Annotated in this window: 18 protein-coding genes; 10 read left to right on the forward strand and 8 right to left on the reverse strand. The window is 64.2% G+C overall.

The window, feature by feature from the left end; translation table 11 throughout:
• Nucleotides 1-230: 230 nt before the first annotated feature.
• The 4 genes from AB7531_RS04985 (at nt 231) to AB7531_RS05000 (ending at nt 3,744) form a co-directional block, all read left to right on the forward strand.
• The gene (locus AB7531_RS04985) at nt 231-1,700 is read left to right on the forward strand and encodes an AMP nucleosidase (protein WP_063980825.1); all 1,470 of its coding nucleotides are present in this window, start codon (nt 231-233) and stop codon (nt 1,698-1,700) included.
• Nucleotides 1,701-1,820: 120 nt separating this feature from the next.
• Entirely contained in the window at nt 1,821-2,441 is a 621-nt protein-coding gene (locus AB7531_RS04990) for a tetratricopeptide repeat protein (protein WP_063980826.1), read from the forward strand.
• Between the two features lie 135 nt (nt 2,442-2,576).
• Entirely contained in the window at nt 2,577-2,852 is a 276-nt protein-coding gene (locus AB7531_RS04995) for a DUF1488 family protein (RefSeq protein WP_063980827.1), read from the forward strand.
• A 67-nt stretch (nt 2,853-2,919) separates the two neighbouring features.
• Complete coding sequence (locus tag AB7531_RS05000; RefSeq protein WP_187387913.1) at nt 2,920-3,744, forward strand: hypothetical protein; 825 nt, start codon at nt 2,920-2,922, stop codon at nt 3,742-3,744.
• A 29-nt stretch (nt 3,745-3,773) separates the two neighbouring features.
• Here AB7531_RS05000 and AB7531_RS05005 read toward each other — a convergent pair whose 3' ends face one another.
• Nucleotides 3,774-4,604: an alpha/beta hydrolase family protein gene (locus tag AB7531_RS05005; protein WP_245328529.1), complete on the reverse strand. Its 831-nt coding sequence runs from the start codon at nt 4,602-4,604 to the stop codon at nt 3,774-3,776.
• A 261-nt stretch (nt 4,605-4,865) separates the two neighbouring features.
• Entirely contained in the window at nt 4,866-5,348 is a 483-nt protein-coding gene (locus AB7531_RS05010; protein WP_063980829.1) for a CinA family protein, read from the reverse strand.
• Between the two features lie 141 nt (nt 5,349-5,489).
• On the opposite strand from AB7531_RS05010, the gene AB7531_RS05015 reads away from it, so the two are divergent.
• From AB7531_RS05015 to AB7531_RS05025, 3 genes are read left to right on the forward strand one after another with little or no spacing between them, the layout of a single operon-like run.
• Entirely contained in the window at nt 5,490-6,548 is a 1,059-nt protein-coding gene (locus AB7531_RS05015; protein ID WP_063980830.1) for an amidohydrolase family protein, read from the forward strand.
• A 24-nt stretch (nt 6,549-6,572) separates the two neighbouring features.
• The gene (locus AB7531_RS05020; protein ID WP_063980831.1) at nt 6,573-7,685 is read left to right on the forward strand and encodes an amidohydrolase family protein; all 1,113 of its coding nucleotides are present in this window, start codon (nt 6,573-6,575) and stop codon (nt 7,683-7,685) included.
• A 52-nt stretch (nt 7,686-7,737) separates the two neighbouring features.
• A complete protein-coding gene (locus tag AB7531_RS05025; RefSeq protein ID WP_063980832.1) occupies nt 7,738-8,151 on the forward strand; it encodes a Rieske (2Fe-2S) protein in 414 nt (137 codons plus the stop codon).
• Nucleotides 8,152-8,265: 114 nt separating this feature from the next.
• Here the strand turns inward: AB7531_RS05025 and AB7531_RS05030 are convergent, their stop codons facing one another.
• Together AB7531_RS05030 and AB7531_RS05035 are read right to left on the reverse strand one after the other, a co-directional pair.
• On the reverse strand, nt 8,266-9,597 hold the full coding sequence (locus AB7531_RS05030) for an MFS transporter (protein ID WP_063980833.1): 1,332 nt from the start codon (nt 9,595-9,597) through the stop codon (nt 8,266-8,268).
• A 143-nt stretch (nt 9,598-9,740) separates the two neighbouring features.
• Nucleotides 9,741-10,640 carry a transcriptional regulator GcvA gene (locus AB7531_RS05035; RefSeq protein WP_063980834.1) on the reverse strand — a complete coding sequence of 300 codons (900 nt, stop codon included), beginning with the start codon at nt 10,638-10,640 and terminating at the stop codon, nt 9,741-9,743.
• 110 nt (nt 10,641-10,750) lie between these two features.
• Here AB7531_RS05035 and AB7531_RS05040 point away from each other — a divergent pair, with 110 nt between their 5' ends.
• Entirely contained in the window at nt 10,751-10,954 is a 204-nt protein-coding gene (locus AB7531_RS05040; protein WP_063980835.1) for a DUF1127 domain-containing protein, read from the forward strand.
• Between the two features lie 69 nt (nt 10,955-11,023).
• A complete protein-coding gene (locus tag AB7531_RS05045; RefSeq protein WP_063980836.1) occupies nt 11,024-11,647 on the forward strand; it encodes a GNAT family N-acetyltransferase in 624 nt (207 codons plus the stop codon).
• 54 nt (nt 11,648-11,701) lie between these two features.
• Here the strand turns inward: AB7531_RS05045 and AB7531_RS05050 are convergent, their stop codons facing one another.
• Entirely contained in the window at nt 11,702-12,541 is an 840-nt protein-coding gene (locus AB7531_RS05050; RefSeq protein WP_063980837.1) for an oxidoreductase, read from the reverse strand.
• 121 nt (nt 12,542-12,662) lie between these two features.
• On the opposite strand from AB7531_RS05050, the gene AB7531_RS05055 reads away from it, so the two are divergent.
• Nucleotides 12,663-13,553 carry a LysR family transcriptional regulator gene (locus AB7531_RS05055; RefSeq protein ID WP_063980838.1) on the forward strand — a complete coding sequence of 297 codons (891 nt, stop codon included), beginning with the start codon at nt 12,663-12,665 and terminating at the stop codon, nt 13,551-13,553.
• 124 nt (nt 13,554-13,677) lie between these two features.
• Here AB7531_RS05055 and AB7531_RS05060 read toward each other — a convergent pair whose 3' ends face one another.
• From AB7531_RS05060 to AB7531_RS05070, 3 genes are all read right to left on the reverse strand, one after another.
• Nucleotides 13,678-13,848, reverse strand: a complete 171-nt coding sequence (locus AB7531_RS05060; RefSeq protein ID WP_063980839.1) for an RNA polymerase sigma factor region1.1 domain-containing protein — start codon at nt 13,846-13,848, stop codon at nt 13,678-13,680.
• A 64-nt stretch (nt 13,849-13,912) separates the two neighbouring features.
• A complete protein-coding gene (locus AB7531_RS05065) occupies nt 13,913-14,743 on the reverse strand; it encodes an enoyl-CoA hydratase (protein WP_063980840.1) in 831 nt (276 codons plus the stop codon).
• Nucleotides 14,744-14,854: 111 nt separating this feature from the next.
• The gene (locus tag AB7531_RS05070) at nt 14,855-15,556 is read right to left on the reverse strand and encodes an SDR family NAD(P)-dependent oxidoreductase (RefSeq protein ID WP_063980841.1); all 702 of its coding nucleotides are present in this window, start codon (nt 15,554-15,556) and stop codon (nt 14,855-14,857) included.
• Nucleotides 15,557-15,721: the final 165 nt, after the last annotated feature.

Below are 15,721 nucleotides of genomic sequence, written 5' to 3' on the forward strand. Positions count from 1 at the left end.
CGCGTCGTCCCGGAGCGCGCCGCACACTCGCTGTCATCGCCCGGCTTGACCGGGCGATCCAGTATTCCAGAGGCGGCTGTGATCGAACCGGGACGCCGCGGCGTACTGGATGCCCCGGTCAAGCCGGGGCATGACAGTGGAGCGTGTGGTCCGCAAACCGCCCTTCGCTGACGATTGCCATCGTTCTTTGCTATAGTTCGACTCATGCCCAGCAACCCGGCGGTCGAACAATGCAGTCCCCACCCTCCATCGCCACCAAATCCTTCACCGACGCCGTCCTCGCCGTCGCCCGCCTCGAGGAAATCTACGAGCGCAACACGAAATTCCTGCGCGACCGGTTCGAGGCCTATGTCAACGGCGAGGCGATCACGACGCGGGTGCGGGCCTATTATCCCTTCGTCCGCGTCACCACCGCGACGTATGCGCGGCTGGACTCGCGTCTCGCCTACGGCTTCGTCGCCGGCCCCGGCGTGCACGAGACCAGCGTCACGCGGCCGGATCTGTTCCGCGCCTATCTCACCGAGCAGATCGGATTGTTGATCCAGAACCACGGCGTTCCCGTCGAGATCGGCGAATCCGCCGAGTCGATCCCGATCCACTTCGCCTATCGCCGCGACATCAATATCGAAGCCGCAATCACCACCAGCGAGAATTCCCTTGTGACGCGATCGCTGCGCGATGCGTTCGACGTGCCTGATCTCGCCACCATGGACGATTCGATCGCCGACGGCACTTTCGAGCTTCAGCCGGGCGCGCCCGAGCCGTTGTCATTGTTTCGCGCCGCCCGTGTCGATTATTCGTTGCGGCGGCTCTACCACTACACCGGAACCGATCCGGAGCATTTCCAGAATTTCGTGATCTTCACCAACTACCAGTTCTATGTCGATGCCTTCGCGCAGCTCTGCCAGCAGCGGCTGCAGTCCGGCGAGGCCGGCCTCGAAGCCTTCGTCGCGCCCGGCAATGTGAGCACGGGCAGCGGCGGCGCAACCAGCGGGGTGGCGCCTGCCCGCGCGCCGCAGATGCCGGCTTTCCATCTGGTCGCGCCTGGCTATCGCGGCATCACCCTGATCAACATCGGCACCGGCCCGTCGAACGCGCGCAACGTCACCGACCACGTTGCTGTGCTGCGCCCGCATGCCTGGCTGATGCTCGGCCATTGCGCAGGCCTGCGCAACACGCAGCGGCTCGGCGACTATGTGCTCGCCCACGGCTATGTGCGCGAGGACCACGTGCTCGACCGCGAGCTGCCGCTCTGGGTGCCGATCCCGGCATTGGCCGAGATGCAGGTCGCGCTCGAACAGGCGGTCGAGGACGTCACCGGGCTCGAAGGTTTCGAGCTGAAGCGCCTGATGCGCACGGGCACCGTCGCGAGCGTCGACAACCGCAACTGGGAGATCTCGGGGCCCGAGGTGATCCGCCGCATGTCGCAGTCGCGCGCGGTCGCGCTCGACATGGAATCGGCCGCGATCGCCGCCAACGGCTACCGCTTCCGCGTTCCCTACGGCACGCTGCTGTGCGTCTCCGACAAGCCGCTGCATGGCGAGATCAAGCTCGCGGGCATGGCCAGCGAATTCTACCGCCGCCGCGTCGGCCAGCATCTCGAGATCGGCCTGAAGGCGCTGGAGCGGCTCAAGCAGCAGGAATCGGAACGGCTGCATTCGCGAAAGCTGCGAAGCTTCGCCGAGGTCGCGTTCCAGTAAAGGACAACGTGACTGTCGTACGAACGCTGACGTCTCTGTGAGCACAGTGTCCCGGAATATCGCGGCCGACGCAGGGTTATCACGTCGTCCGGGGTCGCTTGAACAGGACAGGAGGCAGACATGATCACAGCGATGATCAGGCTCGTCACGCTCGGTACATTTGCGGCAGTACTGTTGAGCTCGCCGGCCTTTGCCGCCGGCGGCGGCGGTGGTGGTGGTGGCGGGGGCGGCATCAGCTCCACTGATCCCTATGCCGGAGCCTACGCGGATCAGAGGCTGCAGCCGCAGCCAGTCTACCCGAAGCGCTGGGGCACCAAGGCAACACACAAAGGCAGGAAGCCGAACAACCAGTCCAGTATCGGCGATCCCGCCTTCGCGGCCGGCTACCGCGTGGCTTATGACACCATCTACGAGCGAAACGACTATGCGACCGCGATCGAGCAACTAAAATCGCTCGGCCATGACGACCATCCGAACGTCGCCAACCTCATCGGTTATTCCTACCGCAAGCTCGGCGACTACGAGCAGTCGCAGGTCTGGTACGAGCGCGCGTTGAAGGCAGATCCGAACCACGTATTGACGTGGCAGTATTACGGGTTGTGGCAGCTCGAGCGGGGTAACCGCGAGCAGGCGCTCTATCATCTCAACCGGATCGCTGCCATCTGCGGGACGGATTGTGAGGAGTATCGATCGCTGGCCGCGGCACTCGACAAGCCGACCGGCACGGCGCTCGCCTACTGACGTCGGAGCCGGGCCGACCGACGGAAGCTCGCTGTTGATGAACATCGCATGACAGCGATGCCTCCTGGCGCGGGTGGTGACAAAGCGTCAGATTTTCAGCATTGTCCCGTTCGGGGGCGCGAACGGGACAATTGGATGCCGCTGTCGCGCGACAGGATCATCGGCCACGACCTCGAACGGTTGGCCTTCCGCTTCACGATGATGCGTGAGGATGAGGTCGTGCATTGCCAGATCAGCGATGCCGCGATGGACGAGCTCGCGGGCATGCAGGGCACCGAGAGCAGCGCGCGCCAGGCGCAATTCCTATCCCTGCGTGAGACCATCGAGCGGCTCGCGTCGGATATCTATGACGAAGCGCCGCGGGTCCAGGGATATGTGGTGCGGATCTTCATGCGGCATCTGGCAAGATAGCAGGGCATGCGTGCAACTCGCCACGGCTGCGAAAGGATTCATTAAGGGCAGCCTGTAGTTGCAATGGATGACGGTGACCCGGCGTGAGATGATCTCTCGCGGTAGCCCACACCAAAACTCTCACATGACCAGAAGATCAATCCTGCTGCTCCTCGTCGTCGCCCTGCTGGCCGGAAACCTGGCATATGCGAGCCTCTCCGGGCCGAGCGCGTTTGCGCGCGATTTCGATCAGAACATCGCGCGCTTCCCTTTGGCCGCGTCGATTGCCCGCAGCGATCCCGCGCTCAGGGCGGTCTTCCTTCGGGAGACCGAAGAGGCCTTCAACGAGGGCGGATGGCCCGCCGCCAATGGTGCACTCAACATGATCCTGGCGAGCGAGATGGAAGTCTATGCCGACGACGAGCACATCAATGCCCTGGACCGGGCGGAGCTGGCGACCCTCCTGAAGCTCGCGAGCAACCCGTTGGCTTGCAAGTCCTATCTGTTGGCCGGTTCCCAGCGCGGTGAGTTTACGGACGCAGCGCAAGAGGTTGCGGATCTTGGTGCGGCACATGGGGCGGCGATCGCAAACGGCTTCGAACGCAGGATGAAGGGTGTTGCCCGGACGCAGGCGAGCGACGCTGAAATCGCAGCGGTCGAAACGCAATTGCGTCTGGGGCCATTCGCGGAGCTCACCCGGCAGGAGCTTGGCGCCCAGTCGAGATACCTCGGCGGCAACGCTGCTCTGATGTGCAGCGCGGCGACCAAGAAGCAGCTCAATCTGCTTTCAATGGACAGTGCCGACTCGGCCTCCGCCTCGCGCAAGCGGAGAGCCGGGGAGTACGATATCGATATCGTAGAGGTTCGCGCGAAGCTCTGCCGCGAGCCCGGCAACGGCTTGTCCTGCTCTTAGACCGGCGCGGCGCCGGGCCGAGGGCCGCGTTACGGCTTGGCGCTTTCGGCGAAATGCTTGCGAAAGAACGCGACGACATCTGCGTGAAGCCGTCGGTGGAAATCGACGCGATCGAAATCCGGCGCATCGGTGCAGACGGCGGGCGCCTCCCGGGCGTCCTTTGGGGTGCAGGTCGCGAGGAAGGAAAAATGCCGGGCATTGTCCACGAAATGGTAGTCCGGCTTGATCGGAAGCCTTTGATTGATCGCTGCCGCACAGCATCCGGATAGACCATCGGCATTCTGCGCGGGGTCAGAACTCCACAATTGAACCGGCACTGCTATTGCTTTCAGATTCTCCTCGGGGAAGACGAACACCGGATAGGGATCGATGATGACCGCGGCCTTGACGCGCTTATCATGGGTCGTCGGCTGATCAGGAAGCTCGCCGCTTTCGAGTTGCTTGCACGCCCTCAGGCTGGAGGTCTCGCAATTCGGCAATCCCTTGCGCAGATCGGGATCGCCGCCGATGACGACAAGGCCGGTGTAGCCGCCAAACGAAAACCCGTAGAGCCCGATGCGCTGAGGATCGATGCGGGATGTGTCCGACCACCCGTCGAGCATATAGTCGATCAGCCGGCTCATGTCCGTGGGGCGCTCGACGAGAACCGAAAGACTGTCGGTGCGGCTGGTGTCACGCATGGTGTCGCCGGGATGATTGAGCGCCGCCACGACGAACCCGGCATCGGCCAAAGCCGCGGCGGTGTCATGGTGACCGCCGAACCATCCACGGCGGCCGTGCGACATCACGATGAGTGGAAGCTTTTCTCCGGTGACCGGACATGCGGGCACGGCGAAGAAGGTGGCGCCACGCGCATCCATCTCGCGAGGTGGCTCTGCACACGGAGTCCAGACCAGCAATCGGATTGCCGGTCCCGCCGGACCGGCAGGAATGTCGAAGTTTCTGACCCCGGCGGCTTGCGCCGTCGTTATCCCAAGGACGAGCAGGGTCGCGAAGACGAACGCAGGAAGTTGCATCATTGCTCCTATCGCGCCTGGGCGGTGACGCGCTTGCTCATGCGCCGGCACGACGGTCAGTCCGGCTGGAGATCGGGAGCGCGTGCGGTTCCCATGTGAGGGCGTTCACCCCTCCAGCTTCCTCAGCAACAGCTTCAGCGCCGTGGCAGCAAACATCTGCATGTTCGCAAACCGGTCGTTGTTGCCCGTCTCCAGCGTGATCACCTCCGCCGCGGGTCCCGAAACCGCCATGCAGCTGTGGCCGGCGGCATCGCCATAGCGGTTGCCGGTGGGGCCGGCGGCGCCGGTTTCGGACAGGCCCCAGTCGCAGCCGAAGCGGCTGCGCATCTGTTCGGCCAGCAGCTTTGCATAAGGCTCCGACGAGGAACGAAAGCCCTTCATTCCTTCGTCCGAAATATCCATCAGCACGCGCCTGGCATCGCGGGTGTAGACCACCGCGCCGCCGAGGAAATAGGCGGAGGCGCCGGGCACCGCGAGCAGGCTGGCCGAGATCAGGCCGCCGGTCGAGGATTCAGCCACTGCAATGGTCTGTTTGCGCGCGATTAGTCGGGCCGCAACCTGTTCCGCAATGCCGACGAGCTCTTTCATCCCTTTAACCTCTCAGTCCTCGCAACGGAGCTGTGCCTTCCTAGCATATGACAGCGGCCTTGGCCGAGTTGCGGACGACAGGCAGGCCTGCTTGAATGGTGGACAAGACAAAACGTGACGAGGAAACGTGAAGGAGACGTGATGGCGTCCCTGATCGCCGGCGGGGTGGACTGCGACGTGCATCCGGCCGTGCCGCATCTGACCAGCCTGCTGCCGTACCTCAACGACTATTGGCGCGATCAGGTGACGACGCGCGGCATGGTCGACCTTGTCTCACAATCCTATCCGCAGAACTCGCCGATCGTGGCGCGTCCCGATTGGCGGCCGGAAACCGGCAAGCCCGGCGCAAGCCTGGAGGACATGCAGCGCCATCTGCTCGATCCCTTCCAGCTTACGCACGCCATCTGCAATCCACTCTACGGCGTGCAGATGGTGTTTTCGGAAGATTTGCAGGCCGCCTTCTGCCGCGCGTTGAACGAGTGGCTGGTGAAGGAATGGCTCGATCGCGATTCACGGCTGCGTGGTTCGATCGTGATCCCCACGCAAAATGTCGAGAAAGCCGTCGCCGAGATCGAGCGCTGCGCACAGGACCGCCGCTTCGTACAGGTGCTGATGCTGGTCATGGGCGACACGCCGCTCGGCAAGCGCGCGCTGTGGCCGATCTACGAAGCGGCGGAACGGCTCCAGCTGCCCGTCGGGATTCACGCCGGTTCCGCCTATCACAATCCGCCGACTGCCGTGGGCTGGGGTTCCTATCACATCGAGGATTATGTCGGTCAGGCCCAAGCGTTCCAGACTCAGCTCACCAGTCTGATCGTCGAGGGCGTGTTCGCCAAATATCCGCGGCTGAAAATGGTGATGCTCGAATCCGGCGTCTCCTGGATCTCCCCTTTTCTCTGGCGCCTGCACAAGTTCTGGCGCGGGGTGCGAATGGAGACGCCATGGGTCGATCGCGCGCCGCTCGACATTGTGCGCAGCAACATCCGGTTCTCTTTACAGCCATTTGATGCGCCGCCGGAACCTGAGACATTAATTCGCCTGTTTGATCATATGCAGTCCGACGAATTGGTTCTATTCTCCACGGACTATCCGCACTGGCAATTCGACGGCCAGGACGCGCTGCCCGAGGGCCTCACCCCCGATCTCGTGCGCAAGATCATGATCGAAAATCCGCATGCGACCTATCCCCGCCTGACTTAGCCCGCTGCCAAAGGAGGCAAGGCGATGAATGTCCAATTCCGCGAGAGCACCGAAGCCGCTTCCCCACTGACCGTCAAAACCGCAATCGCGGACTGCGACATCCATCCGGCACGCGCCACCCGCACCGAGCTCTATCCTTATCTGGCGAAACGCTGGCAGCATCATCTCGAAGTCTACGGCGTCCATGCCTATCAGGGCATGATGGAAGGCCCGCCCTATCCGAAGGCCCAGCCCAACGCATCGCGTCGCGACGCCTATCCGCCGGAAGGCGGGCCGCAGGGCTCTTCGTTGTCCTTCATGCGGAAGCAGCTGCTCGATCCCAACAACGTGGAACTCGGCGTGCTCAATCCGCTCAACACCGGGCAGGGCATCCGCAATCACGAGCTCTCGGCGGCGCTGTGCTCGGCGATCAACGACTGGCAGATCGACAAATGGACCAGCAAGGACAAGCGTCTGAAGGCGTCCATTGTCGTCGGCAATGAGGACGGCCTGTCGGCCGCCGCCGAAATCCGCGAGCGCGCCGGCGACAAGAATTTCGTGCAGGTCCTCCTGCTCAGCCGCAATGTCGAGCCGCTCGGTCAACGCCGTTACTGGCCGATCTATCAGGCCGCGGAAGAGGCGGGGCTTCCCGTCGGCGTGCACGCTTTCGGCTTCGGCGGCAATCCGATCACGCCGTCCGGCTGGCCTTCCTATTACATCGAGGAGATGGTGGGCCACTCGCAGTGCCAGCAATCGGCGCTGGCGAGCCTTGTCTTGGAAGGTGTGTTCGAGCGCTTTCCGAAGCTGAAGATGGTGATGATCGAGGCCGGCTTCGGCTGGGCCCCGTCGCTCGCCTGGCGGCTCGACAAGGTCTGGCACCGGCTGCGCAGCGAAGTGCCGCATGTGAAGCGGCCGCCGTCGGAATATATCCGCGAGCAGGTGTGGTGGACCACGCAGCCGATGGAGGACCCGGAGCGGCGCGAGGATCTGTTCGACGTCATCAAATGGATCGGCTGGGACCGACTGCTGTTCGCGACCGACTATCCGCATTGGGACTATGACGAGCCGTCGCGCGTGCTGCCGGCGGGCGTCAGCGACGCCAACCGCGAAGCGTTCTATCTCGGCAATGCGCGCAAGCTCTATGGGATAGCCGCATGATCCGGAAAAGTGTGAAGCGGTTTTCCGATCAGATCATGCGGAAGACATAAGCATGGCGCGGCACGTGATTGCGGCGGTGGATGAGCTTCCGCCGGGCACGCGAAAATTTCTGGAGATCGACGGACGGCCGATCGCGGTCTTCAACATCAAGGGCGAGTATTTCGGCCTGATGAACCGCTGCCCGCATCAGGGCGCCGCGCTGTGCGAGGGCCCGCCGATCGGGCTCGCGCAATCAAAGGATCCCGGCGAGATCGAATACACCAAGCTCGGCGAGATCATCCGCTGCCCCTGGCACGGTTGGGAGTTCGACATCCGCACCGGCCAGTCCTATTGCGACCCCCGCCGCTTCCGCGTGAAGGCCTATCCGGCGCATGTCGAGCCGGGTGCGAGCGTGGTGAAGGGCCCGTATGTCGCCGAGACCATCCCGGTGAAGGTCGAGAGCGATTACGTGGTGGTGGAGCTTTAGGTTACTGTCATTCCGGGGCGATGCGAAGCATCGAGCCCGGAATCCATCGTGCCGCAAGAATGTTGGGAGAAATGGATTCCGGGTTCGCCTCTTCGAGGCGCCCCGGAATGACCATCAGTGGCTCACCGCCGGCGCCGCTTCACCGGTCGCATCGTACGTCGTCACCGCTTGGCGGCCACCGCGATAGACGATGGATGCGGCAATGATGCCAAGCGCAGCGGCGAACATCAGCCAGAAGCCGGGTGAGGCTTTGTTGCCGGTGTAGTCGATCAGCAAGGTCGAGGCGAATGGCGTGAACGTGCCGAACAGCGCAGCGGCGAGCGCGAAGGCCAGCGAGAAGCAGGTGGTGCGGACATGCGCCGGCACGATCTCGACGAGAGCACCGAGCATGGTGCCGCTGTACATGCCGAAATAGAACGAGAACAACATCTCGACCGCGAGCAGTTTGCCGAAAGTCGGCGCGGCGACCAGCCAGGACAGTGCCGGGTAGGCGGTGACGAGCGCCAGGCCGGCGATGGCGAGCAGTACCGGCTTGCGGCCGATGCGATCGGACAGCGCGCCGCCGACGGGATTCCAGAAGAAGTTGGTCACGGCGACGAGCAGCGTCACCAGCAGTGCGTCCTGCGTCGAGAGCTTCAGCACCGTCTTGCCGAAGGTCGGCGTGTACACGGTGACGAAGTAGAATGTCGTCGTGGTCAGGACCGCGATCATCATGCCGAGGATGACGATGCGCCAGTTGGCGAGCGCGGAGGCGAACACCTCGTTTGCCGTCGGGTGCTTCTTCATGGCGAGGAAGGCCGGCGTTTCCTCGAGCGTCCGCCGCAGCATGAAGATCAGGGGAATGATGAGGCAACCGACGAAGAAGGGAATGCGCCAGCCCCAGGCGGTCACGACGTCCGCCGGCATCACCTCGGACAGGATGAAGCCGAGGATCGAGGCCACGAAGATCGCGACCTGCTGGCTCGACGACTGGAACGAGGTGTAGAAGCCGCGATTGCCGGGCGTGGAGATTTCCGCGAGATAGACCGAGACGCCGCCGAGCTCGACGCCGGCGGAGAAGCCCTGCAGCAGGCGGCCGATCAGCACGATGACGGGCGCGGCGATGCCGATGGTCGCATAGCTCGGGCAGAAAGCGATCACGACGGTGCCGATCGCCATGATGCCGAGCGTGACGATCAGGCCCTGGCGGCGGCCGATGCGGTCGATGTAGGCGCCGAGCACGATCGCGCCGACGGGGCGCATCAAGGCGCCGAGCCAGAACACGCCGAAAGTGTTGAGCAGCGACGCCGTCTCGTTGGTGGAGGGGAAGAACGCCTTGCCGATCGCGGCGGCATAGAAGCCGAACAGGAAGAAATCGAACTGCTCGAGAAAATTGCCTGATGTGGCGCGCAGGATCGCGCCGATGCGCGACTTGATCTCGGGCGGATTGGTTGCTGGTCCAGCCATGACGTTACTCCCCTGGAAGGCGCGGCCGGACCGGAACTCATTCCACGGCAAGGCAGCAGATTGCCTGCTGCGACAATCTGTCCTACCCCTCTCGCGCGGGGCGCGGCGAGTCAATCGATTTCACCGCGGAAGCTGATGATTTTTCAGGCTTTATTCTGCGTTGCAGCGATCATCCACTCGCGGAACGCGGCCAGCTTCGGCGCCTCGCGCCGGCCCTCCGGCGCGACCAGGTAGAAGCCCGCATCGGCCGGCAGCGCGATCTTGAAGGGCACCACGAGCCGGCCCTTGGCGATGTCGTCCTGGACGTAGGAGGTCCGGCCCATCGCCACGCCGATGCCGTCGATTGCGGCCTGGATGGTCATGAAGATCATGTCGAAGGTGATGCCGGGCTGCCTGGCGATGTCGCCCGGAAGGCCGGCCGCCGTCAGCCATAGCCGCCAGTCATCGCTGTTGGCATTGGAGGTGTGCAGCAGCGGATAGCCTTTGAGATCCTCAGGCTGGCGCAGCGGCTTGTCGCCGCGCAGCAGCGACGGACTGCACACCGGAAACAGCTCGTCCGCCATCAGCCAGTCGGCGCGCAGGCCCGGCCATTGACCGCGGCCATAGCGAATCGCGGCATCGACATTGTCGCGCTGGAAATCGACGAGGCTGGTCGAGGTGGTGATGCGGACGTCGATGCCGGGGTGCTGCTCCTGGAAATCGGTCAGCCGCGGCAGCAGCCATTTCGCAGCGAGCGATGCCAGCGTCGAGACGGTCAGCACCTTGTCGTCGTCCTTGCGCAGCAGCCGGTCGGTCGCAAGGCGGAGGTCATTGAAGGCGGCGCGGACGCCCGGCAAATAGTCGCGCGCTTCCGGCGTCAGCGCCAGCGCGCGGTTCTGCCGGACGAACAGGCGGATGCCGAGCTCCTCCTCGAGCCGCCGGATCTGATGGCTGATCGCGGTCTGGGTCACGTTCAGCTCGGACGCGGCCAGCGTGAAGCTGAGATGGCGCGCGGCGGCCTCAAAGGCCCGCAATCCGTTCAGGGAGGGCAATCTGGCAGTCATCTGGCAGCAGGATGCATGACGTTATTTCATGCGAAGGGGTACAAATTGTCGTTTGTCGCAACGCGGTAGCAAGCAGATATTAGCGGTCAAGTTAGCTCGAGGAGCTGAAAATGTCTACTTTGACCCACAATTCGATGACAAATCATCATGCACCCGGCCTGATCCAGCAGATCGGCGAGACGCTTCACGTCTGGCACGAGCGCTACCGGACCCGCCGCGAACTGACCCACTGGACGGCCCGCGATCTCCACGACGTCGGCCTGTCCTGGACCGACATCGCCTACGAGGCTGACAAACCCTTCTGGCGGGCCTGATTGGCCGCCAGGCCGGCGCCGCCTGATCACAGGGGCGCCGGCGGTCCCTCTTTCCGCAGGGCTCGTGTCATGAGCACTCTTCGCCTCGAAGATCTGAAGCAATATTCGGACGTGCTGCGCACCCGGCAGGGTGAGGCGATCAACATCCGCTTCGTCGAGCCGCGCGACACCGAGGAGCTTCAGCACTATTTCCGCTCGCTCTCGACCCGCTCCCGCTACAACCGCTTCTTCGGTGCGATCAGCGAATTGCCAAAGGGCCTGCTGAGCGAATTCCTCGATGTCGGCGCGCGCGAACGCTTCACTGTTGTCGCGACGAAGATGGTCGACGGCTTCGAGACCATCGTCGCCGAGGCGCGCTACGCCTTCCATGCCGAGACCTCCACACTCGAGTTCGGCCTGTCGGTCGACGACCGCTGGCAGGGCCACGGCATCGCCACTGCGCTGATGAAGAATCTCGAGTGCCGCGCGGCTGCGCTCGGTGCCGAGCACATGTTCGGCGACACGCTACGCTCCAACGAGACCATGATCTCGCTCGCCCGCAAATCCGGTTTCGCTTTCGTCAATCATCCCGACGACTGGAAGCTGGTGCGCTTCGATAAGGAGATCAACGTCGCACCGAAAGATATTCCCTGCGCGAGCTGGCGCCTCGCCGCCCTTTCCCGTCAGGCCGACAGCCCCTCAGCCTCGGCCTGACACCACTCCGAGCCCGGCCTGGTCATCCAGAGCCGGGCCTTTTTTTGCCTTCGCTCAAGCGCCGTCATTGGTGAAGTCGGTCGAGGTCGCGACCGATCGCCATCCCGCCAGCTCCCGCGCAACGAAGAGGTTCTTTGCCTCGATCCGCTCCACCGTGTCGCTGCCGAGCGGCAGGCGCAGCGGCGGGTTCTTGGCATCGACCAGCGTCAGGAAGGCCTGCGCCAGCTTGCGCGGATCGCCGCGCTGGCCGTGGTTGAATTCGGCGGCGTGAGCGCGGGTCTTGCCGACACTCTCGTGATAGTCGTCGATCACCTGCGCGGTGCGCGACAGCGAGGTGTCGTCGAGGAAGTCGGTGCGGAAGAAGCCCGGCTCGACCACGGTGACCTTGATGCCGAGCGGCGCCACTTCGCCGGCCAGCGCTTCGCTGATTCCCTCGACCGCGAACTTGGTCGCGCCATAGACGCCCCAGCCGGGATAACCGGTGTAACCGCCGACCGACGAGATGTTGATGACGTGGCCGGAACGCTGGCGGCGCATATGCGGCAGCACCGCGCGGGTGACGCCGAGCAGGCCGAATACATTCGTGCCGAACAGCTTTTGCGTCTCAGCGCCGCTGGCCTCCTCGATCGCGCCGAGCAGGCCGTAGCCGGCATTGTTGACCAGGATATCGATGCGCCCGAAGCGCTTCACAGCCTGGCCCGCCGCCTCATGCGCCTCGGCCTCGCTGGTGACGTCGAGCCGGGTCGCGAGCAGGCGCTCGTGGCTGCCGAGGCGCGCGGTGACAGTGGACGGATCGCGCGCGGTCGCGACCACCGCATCGCCGGCCTTCAAGGCGGCCTCGGCGATCAAAGCGCCAAATCCGCGGGATGCTCCTGTGATGAACCAGACACGCATGATGTTGCCCTTTCCATTTTGGCCCCGACGATGTGCGGAAGCCGATGGGCAAGGTGTAGCGGCTCGCCATAGCTGAGATAATCTGCTATATATTCCGCAAGCTCTTGAGCCAAATTCATTAATGCGGATTGACCCGTCCGACCTCGCGACCTTCCTCGCCATTGCCCGCCACCGCAGTTTTCGCGCGGCGGCGACCGAGCTCGGCGTGACGCCATCGGCGCTGTCCCACGCTTTGCGCAATGTCGAAGAGCGGCTCGGTCTGCGCCTCGTCAACCGCACCACCCGGAGCGTCGCGCTCACCGAGGCCGGCGAACGTCTGTTTGCCCGCATCACGCCGGCCTTTCGCGATATCGACGACGCGCTCGAGGACCTCAACAATTTCCGCGGCAAGCCCGCCGGCACGCTGCGCTTCACCGCCGCCCGCCAGTCCGCGCAGCTGGTACTGCTGCCGATCGTGACGCGTTTCCTGAAATCATTCCCCGACGTCAGCGTCGAGATCGTCATCAACGACGCCCTGATCGACATGGTCGCGGCCGGCTTCGATGCCGGCGTGCGTTTCGGCGAGACCATTGCCGCCGACATGATTGCGGTCCCGATCGGCCCGCGGCACCGTTTTGCCGTGGTCGGCACGCCCGGGTTCTTCAAATCGCGCAAGCCGCCCACCACGCCGCGCGACCTGAAAGGCCTGCCCTGCATCCGCTACCGTTTCACCTCAGGCGCGCTCTATCATTGGGAATTCGAGCGCGGCGGCATCGAGCTCGCGATCGACGTCGCGGGACCGCTGACGATGAACGACCAGGATCTGATGGTCGATGCGGCGCTCGACGGCGCTGGGCTTGCCTACGTGTTTGAGGCGCAGGTCGAAGCGCTGCTCGCCAAGCGTAAGCTGGTTCGCGTGCTCGCCGACTGGTGCCCGGCCTATCCCGGCTTCTTCCTGTACTATCCAAGCCGTCGCCAATTGCCCGCAGCGCTGCGCGCATTCGTGGATTTTGCGAGGGCGCCCGCCAAGTAGTGAGCTGCGTAGCCCGGATGGAGCGAAGCGCAATCCGGGATTCGTGCCACGTGCGCCAGCGGCCCCGGATTACGCTCCGCTCCATCCGGGCTACGGACCTACTACGAGGACGGAGGAGCGAACCTTACTCCTCCGCAATCCAGATACCCCGGTCGCTCAAAGCGGTCAGTACGGCCTCGATGTCTTCCGGTTCCAGCCTGGTGGACGGCATCAGTTCGTTCAGTTGATCGAACGTGACATACCCAGTCTTCTCCGCCAGCAGCGCGGCTTTCCGCACAATCTCAGACCAATCCATTCAGCCCTCCTGAAAATGGGGTACCTACTCTATGGAATGATCTGATGGTCTTGGCTGCGTAGCCCTACTTCCCCGTAAACACCGCCTTGCGCTTCTCGATGAAGGCCTGCACGGCTTCCCTGTGATCAGCAGTCGTGGTCAGGCGGATCAGCCGTCCGGCTTCGTGGTCGCGAGCGGTCTCGAAATCGAACAACAGCGCCTCGTCGAGATTGTCCTTCATGTAGCGCAGCGCCTGACGCGGGCCTTCGGCGAGCGACTTGGCCAGCGCAAAGGCCTCGTCTTGCAGCCTGTCGTCGGGTACGACGCGGTTGACGAGGCCGATGGCCTCTGCGCGCGCGGCGTCGACGCGATCACCGGTGAACAGCAGTTCGCGGGCCCGCGCGGTGCCGACCAGCCGGGTCAAGAGCCAGGCGATGCCGTAGTCGCCGCTCAGCGCGATGCGGGCGTAGCCGGTGGCGACGAAGGCCGATTGCGCGGCGATGCGGATGTCGCAGGCCATGGCAATGGCGAGCCCGGCGCCGACCGCGGGGCCGGGCAGGGCGGCGATGGTCGGCTTGCGTACCGACACCAGCGCGCCGGTGAGCAGCCGCTGCCGCTCCTGGAGGTCGGCGACCTTGTCGTCAAACGACATCTCGAGCTTCTTGGGATCGCGATGCGCGCCCATGCCCTTGACGTTGCCGCCGGCACAGAAGGCCGCGCCCGCGCCGGTGATCAGAAGCGCGCCGACTTCGGGGCTCTCGCCGCAGGTGCGGATCATCGTCCGCAGCGCCGGCGTCAAGGTGTCCGACAGCGCGTTGCGCGCCTCCGGCCGGTTCAGCGTGATCACCGCGACGCGGTCGCGGATGACGCAGAGGAGTTCGTTGGTGCCGGTATCGATGGTGGTTTCGGTGGTCATATTTCCCGCCCTTGTCGGGTGGGCAAAGCGTAGCGTGCCCACCATCTGTTTGTTCATTCATGGCGGTGGGCACGGCGCTATGCGCCTTTGCCCACCCTACGACAGCTCAACTCAAAACTTCTCCACCCAGGGCCGCAGCTCCAGCTCCCAGCTCCAGGCGCTGCGCGGCTGTTGCAGCACGTTCCAGTAGCTCTCCGCGATCGCGTCGGGATCGAGCATCGAATCCGGCTTGTCGGCGGGTTCGGTCCGCGCCGCGCTGCGGATGCCGCCGTCGATCACGAAATGCGCGATGTGGATGCCCTGCGGCGAGAGCTCGCGCGCCAGGCTCTGCGCCAGCCCTCGCAGCGCGAACTTGCCCATCGCGAACGAGGCCGACTGTGCATACCCCTTGACGCTCGCCGAGGCGCCGGTGAACAGGATCGCGCCGTGCTTGTTCGGCAGCATGCGCTTGGCCGCCTGCTGCGCCACCAGGAAGCCGCCATAGGCGCTGATCGCGATCGCCTGCGCGACATCGGCCGGAACGAGATCGACGAACGGCCCGCGCGTGCGGCCGCTGGCGTTGTAGACGACGAGCTCGGGCGTGCCGAGCTCGCGTTCGACCAGGCCGAACAGCCGCTCGACCTCCTCAGGTTCGGTGGCGTTGCAGGCATAGGCCTTGGCGCCGGTCTCGCTACAGAGCGCGCCTAATTTCTCGATCTTGCGCGCGGCCAGCGCGACGCGGATGCCTTGCGCAGACAGCAGCCGAGCAAGCGAGGCGCTCAGGCCTTCGCCCGCGCCAACGATGAGGGCGATCTTGTATTTCGGATGTTCCATGGCGTGATCTCTCGGAGACGGGAAGCCGCTGATCTATGCATCCGCCGCGCGGACAACCAGCCGGGTCGGTCATAATTCCGCAGAGCGAATTGCTCCTTCACGGCGATCATGCCTCCCTGACAATTTGCGGCTTTATCCGACTTTGCGACTGGAGCATGATCGACA

Origin of the sequence: Bradyrhizobium sp. 63_E2_N1_3 (genome assembly GCF_052076005.1) — a bacterium.
Classification (GTDB): domain Bacteria; phylum Pseudomonadota; class Alphaproteobacteria; order Rhizobiales; family Xanthobacteraceae; genus Bradyrhizobium; species Bradyrhizobium barranii.

Bases quoted from the DNA above. Each gene is read 5' to 3' on its own strand.
- AB7531_RS05035 (WP_063980834.1), bottom strand. From the start codon at position 10,640: ATGACTGCCAGATTGCCCTCCCTGAACGGATTGCGGGCCTTTGAGGCC.
- AB7531_RS05065 (WP_063980840.1), bottom strand. From the start codon at position 14,743: ATGACCACCGAAACCACCATCGATACCGGCACCAACGAACTCCTCTGC.
- AB7531_RS04990 (WP_063980826.1), top strand. From the start codon at position 1,821: ATGATCACAGCGATGATCAGGCTCGTCACGCTCGGTACATTTGCGGCA.
- AB7531_RS04995 (WP_063980827.1), top strand. From the start codon at position 2,577: ATGCCGCTGTCGCGCGACAGGATCATCGGCCACGACCTCGAACGGTTG.
- AB7531_RS05055 (WP_063980838.1), top strand. From the start codon at position 12,663: ATGCGGATTGACCCGTCCGACCTCGCGACCTTCCTCGCCATTGCCCGC.
- AB7531_RS05005 (WP_245328529.1), bottom strand. From the start codon at position 4,604: ATGGATGCGCGTGGCGCCACCTTCTTCGCCGTGCCCGCATGTCCGGTC.
- AB7531_RS05025 (WP_063980832.1), top strand. From the start codon at position 7,738: ATGGCGCGGCACGTGATTGCGGCGGTGGATGAGCTTCCGCCGGGCACG.
- AB7531_RS05000 (WP_187387913.1), top strand. From the start codon at position 2,920: ATGACGGTGACCCGGCGTGAGATGATCTCTCGCGGTAGCCCACACCAA.
- AB7531_RS05060 (WP_063980839.1), bottom strand. From the start codon at position 13,848: ATGGATTGGTCTGAGATTGTGCGGAAAGCCGCGCTGCTGGCGGAGAAG.
- AB7531_RS05045 (WP_063980836.1), top strand. From the start codon at position 11,024: ATGAGCACTCTTCGCCTCGAAGATCTGAAGCAATATTCGGACGTGCTG.
- AB7531_RS05050 (WP_063980837.1), bottom strand. From the start codon at position 12,541: ATGCGTGTCTGGTTCATCACAGGAGCATCCCGCGGATTTGGCGCTTTG.
- AB7531_RS05010 (WP_063980829.1), bottom strand. From the start codon at position 5,348: ATGAAAGAGCTCGTCGGCATTGCGGAACAGGTTGCGGCCCGACTAATC.
- AB7531_RS05030 (WP_063980833.1), bottom strand. From the start codon at position 9,597: ATGGCTGGACCAGCAACCAATCCGCCCGAGATCAAGTCGCGCATCGGC.
- AB7531_RS05040 (WP_063980835.1), top strand. From the start codon at position 10,751: ATGTCTACTTTGACCCACAATTCGATGACAAATCATCATGCACCCGGC.
- AB7531_RS05070 (WP_063980841.1), bottom strand. From the start codon at position 15,556: ATGGAACATCCGAAATACAAGATCGCCCTCATCGTTGGCGCGGGCGAA.
- AB7531_RS05015 (WP_063980830.1), top strand. From the start codon at position 5,490: ATGGCGTCCCTGATCGCCGGCGGGGTGGACTGCGACGTGCATCCGGCC.
- AB7531_RS05020 (WP_063980831.1), top strand. From the start codon at position 6,573: ATGAATGTCCAATTCCGCGAGAGCACCGAAGCCGCTTCCCCACTGACC.
- AB7531_RS04985 (WP_063980825.1), top strand. From the start codon at position 231: ATGCAGTCCCCACCCTCCATCGCCACCAAATCCTTCACCGACGCCGTC.